Origin of the sequence: Sedimentitalea todarodis (assembly GCF_032595355.1) — a bacterium.
GTDB classification, from domain to species: Bacteria; Pseudomonadota; Alphaproteobacteria; order Rhodobacterales; family Rhodobacteraceae; genus Sedimentitalea; species Sedimentitalea todarodis.
The window spans coordinates 478,303-495,671 of record NZ_JASMWN010000001.1; the positions used below are offsets into that span (position 1 = coordinate 478,303).

A 17,369-nucleotide genomic window follows, 5' to 3' on the forward strand; every position below is an offset into this window, starting at 1 on the left:
ATGGCACAGGGGTTCTCGCTGAAGGATCAGTTGTTCAACGCCGAAAAGGTGCGTTATCTGGCCGGCCTTTTCGGGGCCGCCGCCGCCGGGTTCGATGCTGATCTGTTTGAACAACAGGTGATGGAGCGATTGCCCGAGCTGGAGCTGAAACAGCGGATCGCGTGGATCGCGGACTGTCTTGGCGGGCAGTTGAGTGGCCCATTGCAGGACATTGGTCCGGTGCTGCTTGCGGCCCTGCCGCCGCCACTCGATCCGGACCGGACAGATGATGATTTCGGCGATTTCATCTTTGCCCCGCTGGGAGACCTGATCGTCTTGCGGGGGCTTGAGACCCCCGACCTGTCGCTTGATCTGATCGAAGAGACAACCCAGAGGTTCTCGATGGAGTGGGCGATTCGCCCGTTTCTGAACCGCTGGCCGGAACGCGTGCTTGCGCGAATGCAAAGGTGGACCACGCATCCCAGCTATCACGTGCGGCGACTGGTGAGCGAGGGCAGTCGCCCGCGTTTGCCCTGGGGGCAATCGGTTGATTTGGACATCTCTGTGCCGCTGCCCCTGTTGGATGCACTGCAGGGGGACCGGACGCGATATGTCACCCGCTCCGTCGCCAATCACCTGAACGACATCAGCAAGAAGGATCCCGATCTGGTCATGGACCGGCTGGAGCAGTGGCGCGCGCAGGGCACGCAGAGCCGTGCAGAACTGAAGTGGATGACGCAGCACGCCTTGCGGGGGCTGGTCAAGGCAGGCAACGCAGGGGCGTTGGCAATGCTGGGCTACGATGCGGATGCAGATATCGAGGTGCTGCGCTTTGATGTGCCGGACCGCGTGGCCGTCGGCGATATGTTGCCCCTGGCTGTTGCGCTGCACTCGGAAACGGGCGCGCGGGCGCTGATTGACTATGTATTCTGGCGACGCAAGGCGAATGGAGATCTGACGGCCAAGGTGTTCAAGCTGAAACAAATCGAACTGCCGGCAGGCAAGGTGGCCGATGTGACCAAATCGCACCGGCTTAAAGGGGACGCGACCACGTTTCGGCTCTATCCCGGACAGCATCGTGTTGAATTGCAGATCAATGGTCGGGTGCGGGCCGAGGCAACGTTTGAACTGAAGGCGCAATAGGGAGCGGCATGGCGAAGCAAGACCTGTCCAGTGAGCGGTTGCACGACATCGTCGCCGAAATCTCCAAAGAGATGGCGGACGAAACCGAGCGAGGCAAGGTCGCGGATTATATCCCGCCGCTGGCGCGCATCGATCCGAACCAGTTCGCACTGACGATCATCACCAAGGATGGTGAAGTGATTTCAGGCGGCGACGCGCAGACCCGGTTTTCGATCCAGAGCGTGTCAAAGGTGTTCACCCTGGCACTGGGACTTGGCCGGCTGGGCGAACGTTTGTGGGCGCGGGTGGGGCGTGAGCCGTCGGGCGATCCGTTCAATTCGATCGTGCAGCTGGAGCATGAAAAGGGTCTGCCACGCAATCCGTTCATCAATGCCGGTGCGATCGCCGTCACCGACAGCATTCTGGGTGGGTTTGCCCCCAAGGAGGCGCTGGGCGAGATCCTGCAATTCGTGCGGTTCCTGGCGAGCGACGAGGACATCGCCATTGATCCGGACGTGGCGCGCTCGGAACTGGCAACCGGTTTCAGAAACGTGGCCCTGGCCAACTTCATGCGCAGTTTCGGGACAATCACCAGCCCGCCGGAACTGACGCTTGGGGTGTATTTCCATCATTGCGCCATTGCCATGACCACCGAACAGCTGGCGGCTGCGGGGCGGTTCCTCGCCTTTGACGGCCGCCTGTCTCCGGGCGGCGCGCGCGCGATCTCGGCCCGCATGGCACGGCAGATCAATACGCTGATGCTGACCTGTGGGCATTACGATGGCTCGGGCGAATTTGCCTTTCGGGTTGGACTGCCGGGCAAGAGCGGTGTTGGCGGCGGGATCATGGCGGTGGTGCCGGGGCAGGCCTCCATCGGCTGCTGGTCGCCCGGCCTGAATGCGGTCGGCAATTCGCATCTGGCCTCGCAGGCGCTTGAACAACTGGCGCTGCGCACCGGATGGTCGGTCTTTGCCCCGCGCTAGGTTGCGCAGGGCCTTGGGGATTGCTATCTGCGCTGAAACCCGATGGTTTTGATCGGGACGGCCAAGGGGACCCCGGTGGAGCACGTCAGAACAGCGCAACCTGCACCAACGCGATCCGCTCCCCGGCTGGAGATCCGCAACCTGACGCGGAGGTTCCACGGGCGCACCGTGGTGGATGACGTCTCGCTCATGATTGAGCCGGGGCAGGTGACCTGTCTGCTTGGGCCATCCGGCTGTGGCAAGTCCACGACCCTGCGGATGATCGCCGGCGTGGAGATGCAGGACAGCGGCGAGATCTGGGTCGATGGCAAGCTGGTCTGTGACACGGTGTTCCGGGTGCCGCCGGAGCGACGCGAGATTGGCCTGATGTTTCAGGATTTCGCGCTGTTTCCGCACCTGAGCGTGGCGGGCAATGTCGCCTATGGCCTGACCGGCAGCCGTGATGACAAACGGGCGCGGGTCGAGGAACTCCTCCGTCGGGTGGACCTGTTGCAATTCATAGATGGCTATCCGCACCAGCTGTCGGGTGGCGAACAGCAACGGGTCGCGCTGGCACGGGCCCTGGCGCCGCGACCGCGGATCATGTTGATGGACGAGCCGTTTTCGGGTCTGGACAACCGGCTGCGCGACGGGATCCGGGACGAAACGCTGACTTTGCTCAAGGAAGAGGATACCGCTGTTCTGCTGGTCACGCATGAACCCGAGGAAGCGATGCGTATGGCGGACGAAATTGCCCTGATGCGCGACGGGCGGATCGTGCAGCAGGGCGCACCCTATAATGTCTATACCCGTCCGGTTGACCGGGCGTCAGTGTCATTTTTCAGCGATGCCAATATGTTGCGCGCGCAAGTTAACGGGGCGCTGGCACAGACTCCGTTTGGCCAGTTCCTTGCGCCGGGCATTCCCGACGGCACCGACGTCGATATCGTGTTCCGGCCCCAGCATGTGCGCATTGATTTCGACCGCGGCGGCTCCGGCCCGTTGCCGACGCCGACCGATGGCGTTGCGGCGCGCGGCGTGGTGGAACGGGCGCGGTTCATGGGCCACGAAAGCCTGATCGAGTTTCGCATGTCGCATGACGCCTCGGTGATAAAGGCGACGGTTCCAAACGTCTTCCTGCCAGCGCCGGGCAAGGTCATGTGGCTGACAATCCGGCGCAATCGCTGTTTTGTGTTCGCGGCCTGAGAGCTGCGTTCGGCAGGCGAAAAGGCCTAGCTCCGGCGATCCGCAAGCCGCTTGCCGTGTTCATCGGTGAAGAGTTCGGGCAGCGGCGTCGCGTTTTCGATCAGATCCAGGCGAAAATCACGGAAATCATCGCAGGTTTCGCACCACGCCGTGAGCAGCCAGGCCCGTCCCCAGCTTTCCAGTTTCAGTGGTCGGATGATGCGATCGTCAAGCTGCCCCGTGGTTTCACGATAGGACAGCCGCAGCTTTTGTCGCCCGTCGATGGCGCTGCGCAGGATGGTCATATGCGACAGGCCCCGCGCGGCATCGGCCATCGGCGACAGGGCCGTCTTCCACGCGTCCGCTTCGGCGATGGTTTCAGCGGGCAGCGCCATGTCGATCTTGTTGGCGAGTGTCTGCGCGGCGGCCCTGAGATTCGGGTCGGCGGCTTCGGACACGATGGCGATGCCGAGTTGCAAGACGTCAAGTTCCGCTGGCGCGAGATGCAGCGGGGGCAGGGCGATTGTGTCGGCCATCCTGTACCCGGTGCCCGGCGTGCCCTGCACTGGCACACCGGCAGCCAGCAACCGATCCATGTCGCGATAGATGGTGCGCACGGAGATATCGAGCCGGGCCGCAAGATCCTGCGCCCGGTGCAGCGCCCCGTCGCGCAGAATGCCGATCAAAGTGATAAGGCGGTCGGTACGGGCCATGCCGCTTGGTGCCACAGCGACACCAGAACGTCCATCATTACTGACAAAATCACGTCAGTAATGCATCAAGCAGCCAATTCGCAGTGCAGGAAATCTACCAAGTGCGCGAAATCAGGGGCAATGTGACTTTCACGCTGATGGCGAGATGCATAGAAAGCAGAAGAATTCTGCAGTGCAGCCCGGAATCGAGGCCTGCGCGAATCTGAGGAGACGGACATGTTGAACAATATTGGCCTTCCCGGCATCTTGCTGATTGCAATCGTGGTGCTGGTGCTGTTTGGCCGCGGCAAGATCAGTTCGCTGATGGGCGAGGTGGGCAAGGGGATCACCTCGTTCAAGAAAGGCATCAGCGAAGGTCAGAAAGAGCTGGACGATGACCCTTCGGAAACCGCCAAGGACGTGACGCCGGAAACCGACAAGGACAAGGTGTAAAACCCCATGTTCGATCTGGGCTGGACCGAGTTGCTGGTCATTGGGATCGTGGCGCTGATCGTGGTCGGCCCAAAGGATTTGCCCGTGCTGTTTCGCAATGTCGGGCGGTTCGTGGGCAAAGCCAAGGGCATGGCGCGCGAGTTTTCGACTGCGATGCATGATGCTGCCGACGAGTCCGGCATACAGGACGTGGCCAAGAGCATGAAGGCGGCGACGAACCCGATGTCGAGCGTCATGGACGGGGTCAAGGACGCGACCCGAGACCTGAACGACAGCCTGAACCCAGCCAAACTTGACCCCAAGAAGTACGATGCCGACAGCGAAACCGGCAAGCTGGCCGAAGAACGCGCTGAAAAGGCCAAGAAGATTCAAGCCGCGACCGCGAGAGCCGCTGCCGATCGGTTGAAACGCGAGGCCGCCGAGGCGCAGGCCAAAGCCGACGCGGCAGAGGCCGCGTTGACGGACGCCCCGGAAAGCAAGACATGAGCCAGACAGACGAGATTGACGACAGCAGCGCACCGCTGATCGAGCATCTGGCGGAACTGCGCAACCGGCTGATCCATTCGGTTGTGGCCTTTGTCATCGGCATGGTGATCTGTTTCACCGTGGCCACGCCAATCTTCAATTTCCTGACTGCGCCGCTATGCCAGGTGCTGGCGGAGCGGGGACAGGACTGCGACCTGATCTTCATCAGCCCGCAAGAAGGGTTCTTTGTGGCGATCAAGGTGTCGCTCCTGGGGGGCTTCCTGCTGGCCTTTCCCTATATCGGTCTGCAGATGTGGCGGTTCGTGGCTCCGGGGCTCTACAAGACCGAAAAGGGCGCGTTCCTGCCGTTTCTGATCGCCTCGCCCTTCATGTTCATTCTGGGTGCCTCGTTTGCGTTCTACGTGGTTACTCCGCTGGCGTATGACTTTTTCCTCGGCTTCCAGCAATTCGGGGCGGAAGGCGAAGCCGTGGTGGGCGAGACTGCGCCGCTCAGCGTCGTGTTCCAGGGCAGCGCGCAGGAATACCTGAACCTGACGATCAAATTCATCGTGGCATTCGGGCTGTGTTTCCAGTTGCCGGTGCTTTTGACCCTGATGGGCAAGGCCGGATTGGTCAGTGCCGAAGGGCTGGGCAACGTGCGTAAATACGCCGTGGTCGGGATCCTGGTGCTGGCGGCGCTGGTGACACCGCCGGATGTGATCACCCAGGTGATCCTGTTCGTTGTGGTCTATGGCCTCTATGAGGTGTCGATTTTCCTTGTGCGACGTGTCGAGACCAAGCGCGAAGAGAAGCTGCGCGCCGAAGGGTATTACGACGACGAAGATCTGGCTGACGCCGCCATGGCCGAGTTTGATGAGGAAGACGGCAAGTGACAGATAACCCGATGGATCGGATTGCTGCGGCGCTCGAACGGATGTCGCCGGCTCCGATGCCAGTCCCCGAGTTTGAGGGTGCCAGTGCCTTTGTCTGGCATGTAGAGCCGGACCGTCTGGAACCGGTGGCGCGGGTCAACCGGGTGGGGCTGGACCTGTTGGTGGGCATCGACCGGTCGCGTGATACGCTGCTCGACAATACCCGACGATTTGCCGGCGGATATGCCGCCAACAACGCCCTGTTATGGGGCGCGCGGGGCATGGGAAAATCAAGCCTTGTCAAGGCGATACACGCCGAAGTTTTGACGGATCATCCAAACCTCAAACTGGTGGAATTGCAGCGCGAGGACCTGCCGAGCGTGGGGCGGTTGCTGAATCATCTGCGCGGGGCAGCTTACCGGTTTCTGTTGTTTTGTGATGATCTGTCGTTTTCTCACGACGATCAGCACTACAAGAGCCTCAAGGCGGTGCTGGACGGCGGTATCGAGGGTCGGCCCGAGAACGTCGCCTTCTATGCGACCAGCAATCGTCGCCACCTGATGCCGCGCGACATGATCGAAAACGAAAGGTCAAGCGCGATTAGCCCGTCCGAGGCGGTTGAGGAAAAGGTCTCTCTCAGTGACCGGTTCGGATTGTGGCTGGGCTTTCATCCCTGCTCGCAGGACGAATACCTGTCGATGATCGACCGGTATTGCGCAGAATACGGGATCCAGATCGATCCAGACACCCTGCGTGCCGAGGCGATCGAATGGCAGGCCACACGCGGGTCGCGCTCAGGCCGCGTGGCCTGGCAGTTCTTTACCGATCTGGCCGGGCGCAAAGGGGTCCGGTTGAGCTGAGATGCCGAGACGACGCCGGGTGAGCGTCGCCGCGCCAGTCATTCGTCCGAATGCACCTGCAGGCGAACGTTGACGCCTTCGCCTATGAAATTGACGAAATTTCCCTTGCTTCCAAGCGTGGCGGTCACGCCGTTGATATTGGCGACCCATCCATGCTTTTCTTCGGTCAGGGCAAAGGTTTCCGGGACATCTTCGGCCTGGATCCCGGTGTTGCCTGACGACTCGAAATTCATCTCGGTGCAGTCTTCGTTGACGGAAAAGCGCGCCTGAAAGTTGGCTTTTTCACCACTGTAGGTCCCACCGGACCAGTGACAGTCCTGAGCGATGGCAGATGCGGGCAAGGTGATGATTGCGAGAGTAAACAGAGATTTTTTGATGTGACTTTCCTTTCGATGAGGCGCAAAAGGCCGCATGAGCAGCTGTCTGCGCGGAAAAGCGACGGTGAGGCACATGGGTGCTTCGAGATTGCCAGCTATGCGCCGCCAAGAGGCGGTTGTCATGTCTCAAAGCGAGGTGCCCGGAACACTACATCGGGCGCATTTGCAGGCGCAGGTCAAGGCCTTCGCCGAAGAAGGTGACGAAATCGCCGTCCTTCGCCAGCGTCGCATTGACCCCGTTCACATCGGCAACCCAGCCATGTTTGCCGTCGGTCAGCGGAAAGGTCTGCGCGACATCCGTGGGTTGGATGCCGTCGTTGCCGGAGGATTTCATGGTCACTTCAGTGCAGTCCGCGTTGACCTGAATCTGGACTTCAAAGGGCAGTTCCTGACCACGGTAGGAGCCGCCCGCCCAGCGACAATCCTGGGCAGCGGAGACGACCGGGAGCGCGATGATGGCGAGTGTGAGAAAGTACTTCATGATGCATTTTCCTCTGTGCTGCTACTGCGCATTGTGATGCTGGTCAGGTTGAGGTCAAGCGCTGTTTGCACAGGCCATGCCGCTACTCCAGATACGGCATCGGATCGACGCTCTCAAATCCGTTGCGCACTTCGAAATGCACATAGGAGTTGTCGCCGCTGCGCAGTTGGGCCAGCTTTTGCCCGCGCTTGATCGAATCGCCCTTCTTGACCGCGATCTTGTCAACATTAGCATAGACCGTCAGCAGGTTGTCAGGGTGTCGTACGACGACAATCGGCACCTGATCGGCATCCTGGGTAATCGCGGCCACGGATCCGTTGGCGGCGGCGGTCACGGCGGTGCCGGGGTTGCCCGAGATGTCGATCCCGTCATTCCGCCCCCTTGAATAGGTGCGGATGATCTTGCCCTGAATTGGAAACGCCATTGCGGCGTTGCTGGTGCGGGTGGGGCTGCCGACATTGGTCTTTGGCGGCTCCGGTGCCTTGGCGGCCACCTTTTCGTCCGGTAGCGGCGCGGTGGCACTGGGCGGCGTTGGCGTGGGCGATCCGCTTCCGGGTCGGGTGACCGTCGTTGCTGCGGCGGCGCTTTTGTTGGGCGCACTGGCACCCGAGACCGGGATCAGCAGGTATTGTCCTTCGCGAATGGCAAAGTCGGAGCCGAGCCCGTTCCATTCTCCAAGCGATTTGACCGACACGTTGTAGAGGCGCGAAATGGTATAGGCGGTTTCCCCGCGCACGACCTTGTGGCGCAGCGGCTCCGGCTTGGCTGCGGCCTTGGGGGCCGGTGTGATGATGGGTGTGCTGGCCGGCGGCAGGGTGCTGGTCTGGACCTGCGAGGTGTCCGGTGCGGCGTCGATCGCATTGCCTGCCAGCGTGGCGATATCCACCGTGCCGGCGGGCTCTGCAACGCGGCGGGGCAGGGCGATGACTTCGCCTTCGCGCAGAGGCACGCTCGGGTCGATCCCGTTGTACTTCGCGAGTTCGCTTGCGGGCAGGCCGACCCGAGCGGCGACGTTGGTGACAGTGTCCCCACGCTGCGCGATCGCGACTTGGTAATTTGGATAAGATATGACACCGCGCGCGTCCGGCTTGGGCCGGTTTGCGGTGATGTTGCGGGCAGCGTTCGTCGTGCTGAAGCCGCCGAGCTGGCCGCGCAGATCGTAATCCAGCGGCGCGTTACAGCCTGCCAACAACGCAGCGGCGGCCACCGCGCCGAACAGTCGGGCCGAAGTCAGTCCAAATGGAATTGCCATCTCGTTGTCCTCAAAATAGTCCCCTGTCTGATCGCGGGGGTTCAAGCGTGCAGTTGGTGTTGTTCGTCCTGTCTATCCGTCCTTGCCCAGGCCTTCGAGCAGGGGCACGAAACGGACGGGTCTGATTTCTTCATAGTCATAGCCTGCCTCGGTCCGGTGAACCCGTATCAGGGTCTGGACCGCATCCGACTGGCCGACCGGTACCACCATGATACCGTCGATCTTGAGCTGCGCCAAGAGTGGCCCTGGCGGGTCTTCGGCGGCGGCGGTCACGATGATGCGGTCAAACGGGGCCTGCTCGGGCAGCCCAAACGATCCGTCCGCCGTCATCGCGGTGATATTGGTCAGGTTCAGGGTTGCAAAAGCCTCGCTTGCCTCGAGCACCAGGCGCGCGTGCCGATCCACCGTATAGACGCGGCGCACCAGCCGAGAGAGGATTGCGGCCTGATAGCCGGACCCGGTGCCGACCTCGAGCACCTTGTCGCGCGGGCTGAGTTGCAGGGCCTGGGTCATCAGGCCGACAACCGACGGCTGGCTGATCGTCTGTCCGCAGGCGATCGGCAGGGGCATGTCCTCGTAGGAGCGGTTGGCAAAGATGCCGCGCACGAACACGCCGCGATCGATCTCTTCCATGGCTTGCAGCACGCGCTTGTCGGTCACGCCGCGCGAGCGCAGCGCAAACAGGAATTGCATCTTGGTTTCGGGTTCCGGGCCGGTCATTCGATGGCTTTCATCGCAGCCAGTGCATCATGCGCCGTCAGGTCCGCGCGCATCGGCGTGACCGAGATGTAACCGTCCAGGTTCGCTTGTGCATCGGTTCCCGGTCCGGTTCGGACCTGCTGATTGCCGCCCTTGATCCACAGGAAACGTCGCCCCGACGGTGAATTGTGCGGTTCGACACCGAAATGGGTGCCTCGCCGATAGCCCTGCGCCGTGATGCGGGTGCCCTTCACATCGCCTGCAGGCACCGGCGGAAAGTTCACGTTGAAGAAAAGTCGGTAGTCGTCACCGCCATCGGGGTTGGCCGCCAGTATCTTGCGCACCACATCGGCCCCATGAACGGCGGCCGCCTCGAACGGATTGTCGATATGGAGGTTTTTCGGGCCGTAATACTGGGACATCGCGATTGCGGGCAATCCCTGCAACGCGGCCTCCATCGCGCCGCCCAGTGTCCCTGAGTAAAGCGCGTTCTCTGCCGAATTGTTGCCCCGGTTCACACCGGACAGGACCAGATCGGGCCGCGCGTCTTTCATGACCTCATGCAGACCCGCCATGACGCAATCCGCCGGGCTGCCTTCAGCGGCAAAGCTGCGCTGGCCCATCTGTGCAATCATCATCGGGTGCGTATAGCTGATACAATGGGCAACGCCGGATTGTTCGAATGCCGGGGCCACGGTCCAGACTTCGCCCTCCGGTCCGGCGATATCGGCGGCAATCGCGGCGAGGACTTCCAGACCCGGCGCGTTGATGCCGTCATCATTGGTGATCAGAATACGCATGTTCGCCTGCCCCTTTGCGCTCTTGATAGACGCCACACCGGCATGCGGCAAGCAAGCGTGCCTGCTCGGGCGGTGATATTGCGGGCCTGCGGCAAGATCGCTGCGTTCACAGCTCTGCCAGCAGCCGCGCGGCCTCGGTCGCAGGCGCGTTCAACGCATCGCGGGGCTCGCCGGGAAAGAACCGCGCCCGCACAGCGGTGGGCATCGGTTGTGGCGACAGGATTTGCACCCGGGGACCGGTCTTGACGGTTTCCGCCGCCCAGCTTCGGGCAAGGGCCATCTGCGCGGCCTTGGTTGCGCCGTAGGCCCCGAAGAACTTTTCTCCGGCGCGGGGATCATCAAAGAACACGGCCCGACCGTCGGCGCCCAGAAGTGGCGCCACATAGCCAATCAGCATCGACGTCGCGGTGGCATTCACGGAGACGGATTTCTCCCAGTCCTTGGCGTCGACGAAATTGGCCGGGCTAAGCGGGGCGGCGTGGATGGCCGTGTGCAACCAGAGATTCAATGTGCCCCACCGATCATAGATACCCCGGCACAGGGTCTGCATCGCTCCCGCTTCGGTAATGTCCATCGGCGCCAGAGTGGCGCTGCCGCCCGCTGCCTGGATGTGATCGTCCAGTTCCTCGAGCGCGCCCGAGGTCCGCGCCACGGCAACGATATGGTGTGTCGGTGCAAGCGCCCGTGCAAGTGCGGCGCCAAGTCCGCGCGACGCACCGGTAATCAATGCTAATTGTGTCATGCTCGCGCTTTGAACCGGGAAAACGCGGTGGTCAAGCCCGGATCAGCTTGCTGGCAGCGACAGACGCCGGTTTTGACCGTTCTTTGACAGCATGACGCCCTTGTCATCAATGGCCACGATACGCCCGATGCTGAGGGTTTCGCCGATTTCGACGCGCTTGACCGCACCCCTTGCGGTGCGGATGAGGGCGGACATCTTGTTTTGCGGCCCGAACAGGCCGATCAAATCGGTTTGGCCGCGCGCGAACGCGTGATCTGTGGTGGCCAATTTGGCCACGCGGCTGGGCGTCTTCCCGGCCCCGGTACTGCTTGTCATGGTGTGCCTCTTGGACCGTCATGTCAAATATGCTGCACTGCAGCAATTCAGATTCAGGCGGGTAGCATGGGCAAAAGGCAAGAGAAAGAGGGTGTGAAGCGCAAGCCATGCCAACTCGGCAAGGACTTGCCCATGCAGGCTGAAGTCCGCTACTCGGCAGCCGGTTTCAGCTGAAATCCCTGTTCGAGCATATCGGCAGGCTCTACCGGATACTCGCCCGAGAAGCAGGCATCACAATATTGCGGGCTTTGGGGATCGCGCCCGTTTGTCTGCCCAACCGCGCGATAAAGACCGTCCAGCGAGATGAACTTGAGACTGTCCACCGCCAGATGCGTGCACATTTCCTCTTCGCTCATCGTCGCGGCCAGAAGTTTTTCGCGTTGCGGCGTGTCGACGCCATAGAAACAGGGCCATGCCGTCGGCGGCGATGCGATGCGAAAATGCACTTCCTTGGCACCGGCGTCCAGGATCATTTCCTTGATCTTGCGGCTGGTGGTGCCGCGCACGACGGAATCATCCACCAGAATCACGCGCTTGCCCCGGATCAATGCCCGGTTCACGTTCAGCTTGAGCCGCACGCCCATGTTGCGGATCTGCTCGGTCGGTTCGATAAATGTCCGGCCCATGTATTGGTTGCGGATGATGCCCATCGCATAGGGAATGCCGCTCTGCAGCGAATAGCCGATGGCGGCCGGGGTGCCGCTGTCGGGCACAGGACAGACCAGATCGGCATCGACCGGGCTTTCCTTGGCCAGTTCGCGGCCGATGTTTTCTCGGGTCTCATAAACGCTGCGACCGCCCAGGATGCTGTCCGGGCGGCTGAAATAGACATGTTCAAAGATACAGAACCGGGACTTGCGCGGGCGGAAGGGAAAATGACTTTCCACTTCCCGGTCATTGATAACCACCATCTCACCCGGTTTGATCTCGCGTACGAATTCTGCGCCGATGATATCCAGCGCGCAGGTTTCAGAACTCAGCGCCCAGCCATCGCCGATCTTGCCCAGAACCAGTGGCCGCACACCCAGCGGGTCGCGGACGCCGATGAGTTTGGTCCGGGTCATGGCCACCACCGAGAACGCACCCTCGACACGGCGCAGCGCGTCTTCCATCCGCTCGGGAATGTTGCGTTGCAGCGACCGGGCCATCAGGTGAATGATGCACTCGCTGTCGGACGAACTCTGAAAGATCGACCCGCGTTCGATCAACTCTCGGCGCAGGGCATTTGCGTTGGTGATATTGCCGTTGTGGGCAATCGCGGCCCCGCCCATCGAGAATTCGCCGAAAAACGGCTGCACGTCGCGGATGGCTGTCTGACCTTTTGATCCAGATGTCGAATAACGGACATGGCCGATGGAGATCGGGCCGGGCAGGGTTTCCATGATCTTCTGGCTTGTGAAAGTGTCACGCACATAGCCAAAGCGACGAGCCTGATTGAAGCCAACATGGGGGTCATGCGAGACGATGCCGCCTGCCTCCTGGCCCCGATGCTGGAGCGCGTGCAGCCCGAGGGCCACGAATGTCGAGGCGTCTTGAACCCCGACGACGCCGAAGATCCCGCATTCTTCACGGAGTTTGTCATCATCAAATGGATGAGAGGGCGGCATGGAATTCATCGACAAAGCAGGCAGCTCCGAATCCGTTTGCGGTATCTGGATCTGACATAGTGCGTCGGGCTGCCCGTGTCACCCATGCTGTCATGAAACCGTTGCATCTCTGCACTGCAGCATGGCGCGCCCGGGGATGTTGCATCTATGATGCTGCTGCTGTCGTATGCCGTGCCCCGCACATGCGCAGGGGATATGGCTTGCCCGCTGGTGCGGCACATGGGCAAAGGGTCTCATTCGGAGACCGGCAACCGGACCGCCAGATCGCGCGAACAGTTATCGAATTGGCACCTATCCGCCACAATCACGCGAATTGGTCCGGATTCGCGACCTTCCGCGCCCGAATCATCCTCGCGGGCGACGTGCCGATGGCGATGTGAGTACCGTTTATTGGCTGCAGGAACCGACGAGGTTTTCGTATTGCTGAGTGACCCAGCCAAGCGCCTGTTCCGGGTTCTTTTCTTCGATCGTGCCGGTCAGCTTGGCAAAGACCTGCGCCGAACGGCTTTCATCGACCATCGTGAAACTCTGGCCGGTGATCACGGTTTCGTAGACAAAGAACGCGATCGCGATCAGCAGGATGCCCCGCGCCACGCCGAAAAAGAACCCAAGCCCCTGATCGACACCACCAAGCGCCGAGCGCTGCACAAGCGAAGAAAACAAGGGCGTAAAGAACGACACGATAATCAGCGCCACCGCAAACACTGCTGCAAAGGCCGCAATCATGCTGAGTTCACAACTGTCGGCGACGAATTCTCCCAGAACCGGGATTTCCTTGATCAGGGGTTCAACCTTGGGCGCAAAGAGAAAGCCGAGGATCGCGGCGGCGATCCAACCCGCGATGGCCATTGCCTCACGCACAAAGCCGCGCGAATAGGCCAACAGTGCCGAGACAACGATGATCAGGGCAACGAGCCCGTCGATAATGGTAAAACCGTCCATTCGTCTCTGCCCGTCCTGTTGCTGTCTGCTTCGGCTGCGAGACCTTACCCGGCCCCGAACACTTCGCCAACGAATCCTGTCAAATCGGTCGCTCGCGTCACTGCAAGCCCGGCGACTGTGCCGGATTTGCCACCTGCCGGAGCGATGGCGGCGGTAAAACCAAGTTTTTGCGCCTCTTTCAACCTGTTTTCTGTCTGTGGAGCCGGACGCAGGGCGCCAGATAGGCTGATTTCCCCGAAAACCACCGTATCCGGGGGCAGGGCGGCGTCTTCGCGGGCGGAAAGCAGCGCGGCGGCGACAGCCAGATCGGCGGCGGGTTCCGAAATCTTCATGCCGCCTGCGACATTGAGGTAGACGTCGAGCCCGGCAAAGGGGATGCCACAGCGCGCCTCAAGCACGGCGAGGATCATCGCCAGCCGCCCGCCATCCCAGCCGACAACGGTACGGCGGGGCTGCGAGTGGGGCGAGGGGGCGACCAGCGCCTGCAACTCGACCAGCACCGGGCGGGTGCCCTCGATGCCGGCAAAGACTACGGATCCGGGAGTGGGCTTGCCACGCTCACTGAGGAACAGGGCAGAGGGGTTGGTGACTTCGGCAAGGCCGCGACCGGTCATCTCGAACACGCCGATTTCGTCGGCGGGGCCAAACCGGTTCTTGACCGCGCGCAGGATGCGGAACTGGTGACCACGCTCGCCTTCGAAGTAAAGCACGGTGTCGACCATATGTTCGACGACGCGGGGGCCGGCGATCTGGCCCTCCTTGGTGACATGGCCGACCAGCACCACCGAAAGCCCGCGCCGCTTGGCAAAGGTGGTCAACTCGTGCGCGGCGGCACGCACCTGGCTGACCGAACCCGGCGCGCTGTCGACATTGTCGGCCCACATGGTCTGGATCGAGTCGATGATCGCAAGCTGCGGGCGCTCGGTTTCCAGCGTGGTCAGGATATCGCGCAGGTTGGTTTCGGCGGCGAGTTTGACCGGCGCATCCGCGAGCCCGAGCCGCTGGGCGCGCATCCGCACCTGTGCGCTGGCCTCTTCGCCGCTGACATAGACGGTTTTCAGCCCGTTCTTCGCGAATCGCGCGGCGGCTTGCAGCAGCAGCGTCGATTTGCCGATGCCCGGATCGCCACCGACCAGAATCGCCGAGGCCGGTACCAACCCGCCACCCAGGACCCGGTCAAGCTCGGCAACGCCTGACAGCGTGCGGGGCGGCGGCGTTTCCTCGGTTGAAAGGTCGGTCAGCGCAATGGCACTGCCGCGCCTCGCGCCCAGCGATTTGGAGGCTGGACCGGCAGAAAGAGGGGCCTCTTCGGAGATCGTGTTCCAGTCGCCGCAGGCTTCGCAACGGCCGGACCATTTCGAAAACGACGCACCGCAGGCCGAGCAGGTGAAGGATTTGGTTTTTGCCATGAGGCGTTCATGACCTCTTAGCGTTTGGCGGTCAAATGGCTAATCACAATCGAGGCCAGAACGCAGCCGGAAAAGAGGTAAATTCCCCAGGCGGTTTGAACCGTGGCAAGGCCGATGCCTTTGACCACCACCACGTAGAGCGCGATCAGGAACACGTCTGCCATGGCCAGTTTGCCAAGGATGTCCATGACCGGCAGAATCTTGCGCCGCATCATGCCGAAGTGAATCAGGGCCAGCCCGATGGTCTTGAGATAGGGCGCGAAGATCGCAAGGAACGTCACCAGCAATGCCAGCGCAACGTCGCTGTCCCACAGGCTTTGCAGTCCGGTCATCACCGAGATTTCGCTGAGCCCGAACAGCGGCAGCAAACCGGCGCGCAGAAGTGGCGCGAACCAGGCGACGGGGTAGAGGATCAGGAGGGCGAGGTTGGCGAGGCGCAGCGGCACGGGCGTGGTTCCTTGGGCTGACAGTCGAGAGGCGCGCACGCCCGGTCCACCCGGCATGTGGCGATGATGGAGGACGCAGGCAAGGGGAAACAGAGATGTTTTGAGAGAGATGGCATCAGGCACCGCGCCAAATCGGCGATAGGCTGACACCAGAAGTTACAGGCCCCCCAGACCATTGCCAAGGAGAGATGGGCCAGCCAGCGTCATGTTCAGTTATCGATGCGGTCGCCGTCGCGGCATCCTGGCGAACTGCCAAATTGCGGGCAATAGTTCGGTGGGTTCCTGAACACCGTCTGACCGGGTTCCGATTTCCTGGGTGCGGCCTTGGGTGCCGGCGCCTGGATCACGGGGGCGGGTGCCGGTGTGCTGGCCGTGGGACGTGTCCGCTTTTTGGCGGCGGGCTTTCGGACGATGACAACGTCAGGGCAGCGGGCATCGTCGACAACAACCAGCGCGTCGATCAGGTCCATCAGCTGCTCTGCGGTAGAGTTTCGGTTCATGGCCAGCCTGCTTCCGGATTCGCGGGACAGGGTCGCAAGCCCGGATGCCGTTCGCCGTCCGTAAATCCCGTCAAGGCGGCCACCATAGCAGTTGCGGCCTTTCAGCAGGCGCTGGATTTCGAGAATGGCATCTTGGCGGCTCAGTGCCGGCAGCACTGGCGCCGGGACATTCGGCTGCGGGGTGCTGACGGCAGGAGAGTCCACCGGATCGTTGACAGAAGCGCGCGATGCCGGTGCTTGCGCCGTGGTGGTGGCACCCTGCGCCGCGAGCTTCAGGTCACGGTTGCGGCGCGCCAGAATGTAGAGCGTGTGATCCGACTGTGCGGCGTAGGTGTCGAGAAAGGCATCCCAAATGGCGATCGAATCCGCAAGTTCGGCAGTTGCATAATCAGACAGCATCGCATTGGCGTCTGGTCGTGCGGTCGGCGCGGGAGACGCGGCGGGTTTGGGGTTGATGACATAGGTTCCGCCGCCAAGCGAGGAATAGACAAACGGGGCTGCACCCGGAACCGAGCGGCGCAGTTCGTCGCGGACCGAGCCGAGCAGCAGACGGATATCAAGGGAGGGCCCTTTCATCGCGTTCAGAAAGGCGCGGGTAAAGGGGGAATTGCCACCCTCGGCGCCGTCGGGGGTGATCTCACCGGCCGCGGCAGCATAGGCAATCAGTGTATCCGCGCCAGCACTTTCAACCAGCGCAAGGCCGCGCCCGACGTTGCGGCCGGTGTTGCTGCGTTTCATCCCGGTCACAAAGGGATTGTCACGGCAGGCATCCAGAACCACGGTTTTCATGCGCTTTGCACCGGACATCTGCGACATGACATCCTGCAACTCGATCATTTCGAGCCGTGCGTCACGTTCATCAGTAATCCGCGCATCAATCGGCACAAGGTAATTGCGTCCACCGATCTCCATGCCGTGACCGGCATAGTAGACCACGGCGATGTCGGAACGATCCGCCGCATCACGAAACCCGCGCAAGGTGTTGAGCATCTCGGCGCGGGTCAGATCATTGGCCAGAATAACGTCAAACCCATGTGTGCGCAGGGCATCTGCGACCGCACGGGCGTCATTCACCGGGTTCGCCAGCGTTTCAACCGAGCGGTAGGCCGAGTTTCCGATGACAAGCGCCACGTTTCCCGCCCAGCCCAGTCCGGGCAGGCACAGGATAAACACTGCAAGGAGGATGGCACGCATCAGATCACCTCGTTT

20 protein-coding genes are annotated in these 17,369 nt (G+C 61.7%); 7 read left to right on the forward strand and 13 right to left on the reverse strand.

The features are described 5' to 3' along the window. From QO231_RS02300 to QO231_RS02310, 3 genes are all read left to right on the forward strand, one after another. Nucleotides 1-1,122: a hypothetical protein gene (locus QO231_RS02300; protein WP_316772823.1), complete on the forward strand. Its 1,122-nt coding sequence runs from the start codon at nt 1-3 to the stop codon at nt 1,120-1,122. An 8-nt stretch (nt 1,123-1,130) separates the two neighbouring features. Next, entirely contained in the window at nt 1,131-2,084 is a 954-nt protein-coding gene (locus QO231_RS02305; RefSeq protein WP_316772825.1) for a glutaminase, read from the forward strand. A gap of 126 nt (nt 2,085-2,210) precedes the next feature. Beyond that, complete coding sequence (locus QO231_RS02310; protein WP_394356558.1) at nt 2,211-3,269, forward strand: ABC transporter ATP-binding protein; 1,059 nt, start codon at nt 2,211-2,213, stop codon at nt 3,267-3,269. Nucleotides 3,270-3,295: 26 nt separating this feature from the next. On the opposite strand, the gene QO231_RS02315 is transcribed toward QO231_RS02310, so the two are convergent. Continuing rightward, the gene (locus QO231_RS02315) at nt 3,296-3,961 is read right to left on the reverse strand and encodes a helix-turn-helix transcriptional regulator (protein ID WP_316772831.1); all 666 of its coding nucleotides are present in this window, start codon (nt 3,959-3,961) and stop codon (nt 3,296-3,298) included. 216 nt (nt 3,962-4,177) lie between these two features. On the opposite strand from QO231_RS02315, the gene QO231_RS02320 reads away from it, so the two are divergent. The 4 genes from QO231_RS02320 to QO231_RS02335 are packed head-to-tail and all read left to right on the forward strand — an operon-like array spanning nt 4,178 to nt 6,590. Continuing rightward, the gene (locus QO231_RS02320) at nt 4,178-4,393 is read left to right on the forward strand and encodes a twin-arginine translocase TatA/TatE family subunit (RefSeq protein ID WP_316772834.1); all 216 of its coding nucleotides are present in this window, start codon (nt 4,178-4,180) and stop codon (nt 4,391-4,393) included. A 6-nt stretch (nt 4,394-4,399) separates the two neighbouring features. Beyond that, nucleotides 4,400-4,879, forward strand: a complete 480-nt coding sequence (gene tatB / locus QO231_RS02325) for a Sec-independent protein translocase protein TatB (protein ID WP_316772837.1) — start codon at nt 4,400-4,402, stop codon at nt 4,877-4,879. Beyond that, complete coding sequence (gene tatC, locus QO231_RS02330; protein WP_316772840.1) at nt 4,876-5,751, forward strand: twin-arginine translocase subunit TatC; 876 nt, start codon at nt 4,876-4,878, stop codon at nt 5,749-5,751. Before tatB ends, tatC begins: the two co-directional genes overlap by 4 nt. Nucleotides 5,752-5,762: 11 nt before the next feature. Beyond that, on the forward strand, nt 5,763-6,590 hold the full coding sequence (locus QO231_RS02335; protein WP_394356559.1) for an ATP-binding protein: 828 nt from the start codon (nt 5,763-5,765) through the stop codon (nt 6,588-6,590). A 38-nt stretch (nt 6,591-6,628) separates the two neighbouring features. Here the strand turns inward: QO231_RS02335 and QO231_RS02340 are convergent, their stop codons facing one another. From QO231_RS02340 to QO231_RS02395, 12 genes are all read right to left on the reverse strand, one after another. Continuing rightward, nucleotides 6,629-6,931, reverse strand: a complete 303-nt coding sequence (locus QO231_RS02340; protein ID WP_316772846.1) for a hypothetical protein — start codon at nt 6,929-6,931, stop codon at nt 6,629-6,631. Nucleotides 6,932-7,115: 184 nt separating this feature from the next. Then, nucleotides 7,116-7,448, reverse strand: coding sequence for a hypothetical protein (locus QO231_RS02345; protein WP_316772849.1), 333 nt, complete (start codon nt 7,446-7,448; stop codon nt 7,116-7,118). An 82-nt stretch (nt 7,449-7,530) separates the two neighbouring features. Then, entirely contained in the window at nt 7,531-8,700 is a 1,170-nt protein-coding gene (locus QO231_RS02350) for a LysM peptidoglycan-binding domain-containing protein (RefSeq protein ID WP_316772853.1), read from the reverse strand. A 72-nt stretch (nt 8,701-8,772) separates the two neighbouring features. Beyond that, nucleotides 8,773-9,420 carry a protein-L-isoaspartate(D-aspartate) O-methyltransferase gene (locus QO231_RS02355; RefSeq protein WP_316772856.1) on the reverse strand — a complete coding sequence of 216 codons (648 nt, stop codon included), beginning with the start codon at nt 9,418-9,420 and terminating at the stop codon, nt 8,773-8,775. Further along, nucleotides 9,417-10,199 (reverse strand): 5'/3'-nucleotidase SurE, encoded by a 783-nt coding sequence (gene surE, locus QO231_RS02360; RefSeq protein WP_316772859.1) that lies wholly within the window; start codon nt 10,197-10,199, stop codon nt 9,417-9,419. Before surE ends, QO231_RS02355 begins: the two co-directional genes overlap by 4 nt. A gap of 106 nt (nt 10,200-10,305) precedes the next feature. Beyond that, nucleotides 10,306-10,941, reverse strand: a complete 636-nt coding sequence (locus tag QO231_RS02365) for an SDR family NAD(P)-dependent oxidoreductase (protein ID WP_316772862.1) — start codon at nt 10,939-10,941, stop codon at nt 10,306-10,308. Between the two features lie 42 nt (nt 10,942-10,983). Next, the gene (locus tag QO231_RS02370) at nt 10,984-11,256 is read right to left on the reverse strand and encodes a hypothetical protein (RefSeq protein WP_316772865.1); all 273 of its coding nucleotides are present in this window, start codon (nt 11,254-11,256) and stop codon (nt 10,984-10,986) included. Between the two features lie 149 nt (nt 11,257-11,405). Beyond that, nucleotides 11,406-12,863 (reverse strand): amidophosphoribosyltransferase, encoded by a 1,458-nt coding sequence (gene purF / locus QO231_RS02375; RefSeq protein WP_316772867.1) that lies wholly within the window; start codon nt 12,861-12,863, stop codon nt 11,406-11,408. Between the two features lie 387 nt (nt 12,864-13,250). Beyond that, the gene (locus QO231_RS02380) at nt 13,251-13,805 is read right to left on the reverse strand and encodes a CvpA family protein (protein WP_316772868.1); all 555 of its coding nucleotides are present in this window, start codon (nt 13,803-13,805) and stop codon (nt 13,251-13,253) included. Between the two features lie 44 nt (nt 13,806-13,849). After that, nucleotides 13,850-15,214: a DNA repair protein RadA gene (gene radA, locus QO231_RS02385; RefSeq protein WP_316772871.1), complete on the reverse strand. Its 1,365-nt coding sequence runs from the start codon at nt 15,212-15,214 to the stop codon at nt 13,850-13,852. A 17-nt stretch (nt 15,215-15,231) separates the two neighbouring features. Then, nucleotides 15,232-15,660, reverse strand: a complete 429-nt coding sequence (locus QO231_RS02390) for a paraquat-inducible protein A (RefSeq protein WP_316772874.1) — start codon at nt 15,658-15,660, stop codon at nt 15,232-15,234. Between the two features lie 209 nt (nt 15,661-15,869). Beyond that, nucleotides 15,870-17,354 carry a caspase family protein gene (locus QO231_RS02395; RefSeq protein ID WP_316772876.1) on the reverse strand — a complete coding sequence of 495 codons (1,485 nt, stop codon included), beginning with the start codon at nt 17,352-17,354 and terminating at the stop codon, nt 15,870-15,872. Nucleotides 17,355-17,369 lie beyond the last annotated feature (15 nt).

Bases quoted from the DNA above. Each gene is read 5' to 3' on its own strand.
- QO231_RS02300 (WP_316772823.1), top strand. From the start codon at position 1: ATGGCACAGGGGTTCTCGCTGAAGGATCAGTTGTTCAACGCCGAAAAG.
- QO231_RS02305 (WP_316772825.1), top strand. From the start codon at position 1,131: ATGGCGAAGCAAGACCTGTCCAGTGAGCGGTTGCACGACATCGTCGCC.
- QO231_RS02315 (WP_316772831.1), bottom strand. From the start codon at position 3,961: ATGGCCCGTACCGACCGCCTTATCACTTTGATCGGCATTCTGCGCGAC.
- QO231_RS02320 (WP_316772834.1), top strand. From the start codon at position 4,178: ATGTTGAACAATATTGGCCTTCCCGGCATCTTGCTGATTGCAATCGTG.
- tatB (WP_316772837.1), top strand. From the start codon at position 4,400: ATGTTCGATCTGGGCTGGACCGAGTTGCTGGTCATTGGGATCGTGGCG.
- tatC (WP_316772840.1), top strand. From the start codon at position 4,876: ATGAGCCAGACAGACGAGATTGACGACAGCAGCGCACCGCTGATCGAG.
- QO231_RS02335 (WP_394356559.1), top strand. From the start codon at position 5,763: ATGGATCGGATTGCTGCGGCGCTCGAACGGATGTCGCCGGCTCCGATG.
- QO231_RS02345 (WP_316772849.1), bottom strand. From the start codon at position 7,448: ATGAAGTACTTTCTCACACTCGCCATCATCGCGCTCCCGGTCGTCTCC.
- QO231_RS02350 (WP_316772853.1), bottom strand. From the start codon at position 8,700: ATGGCAATTCCATTTGGACTGACTTCGGCCCGACTGTTCGGCGCGGTG.
- QO231_RS02355 (WP_316772856.1), bottom strand. From the start codon at position 9,420: ATGACCGGCCCGGAACCCGAAACCAAGATGCAATTCCTGTTTGCGCTG.
- surE (WP_316772859.1), bottom strand. From the start codon at position 10,199: ATGCGTATTCTGATCACCAATGATGACGGCATCAACGCGCCGGGTCTG.
- QO231_RS02365 (WP_316772862.1), bottom strand. From the start codon at position 10,941: ATGACACAATTAGCATTGATTACCGGTGCGTCGCGCGGACTTGGCGCC.
- QO231_RS02370 (WP_316772865.1), bottom strand. From the start codon at position 11,256: ATGACAAGCAGTACCGGGGCCGGGAAGACGCCCAGCCGCGTGGCCAAA.
- purF (WP_316772867.1), bottom strand. From the start codon at position 12,863: ATGCCGCCCTCTCATCCATTTGATGATGACAAACTCCGTGAAGAATGC.
- QO231_RS02380 (WP_316772868.1), bottom strand. From the start codon at position 13,805: ATGGACGGTTTTACCATTATCGACGGGCTCGTTGCCCTGATCATCGTT.
- radA (WP_316772871.1), bottom strand. From the start codon at position 15,214: ATGGCAAAAACCAAATCCTTCACCTGCTCGGCCTGCGGTGCGTCGTTT.
- QO231_RS02395 (WP_316772876.1), bottom strand. From the start codon at position 17,354: ATGCGTGCCATCCTCCTTGCAGTGTTTATCCTGTGCCTGCCCGGACTG.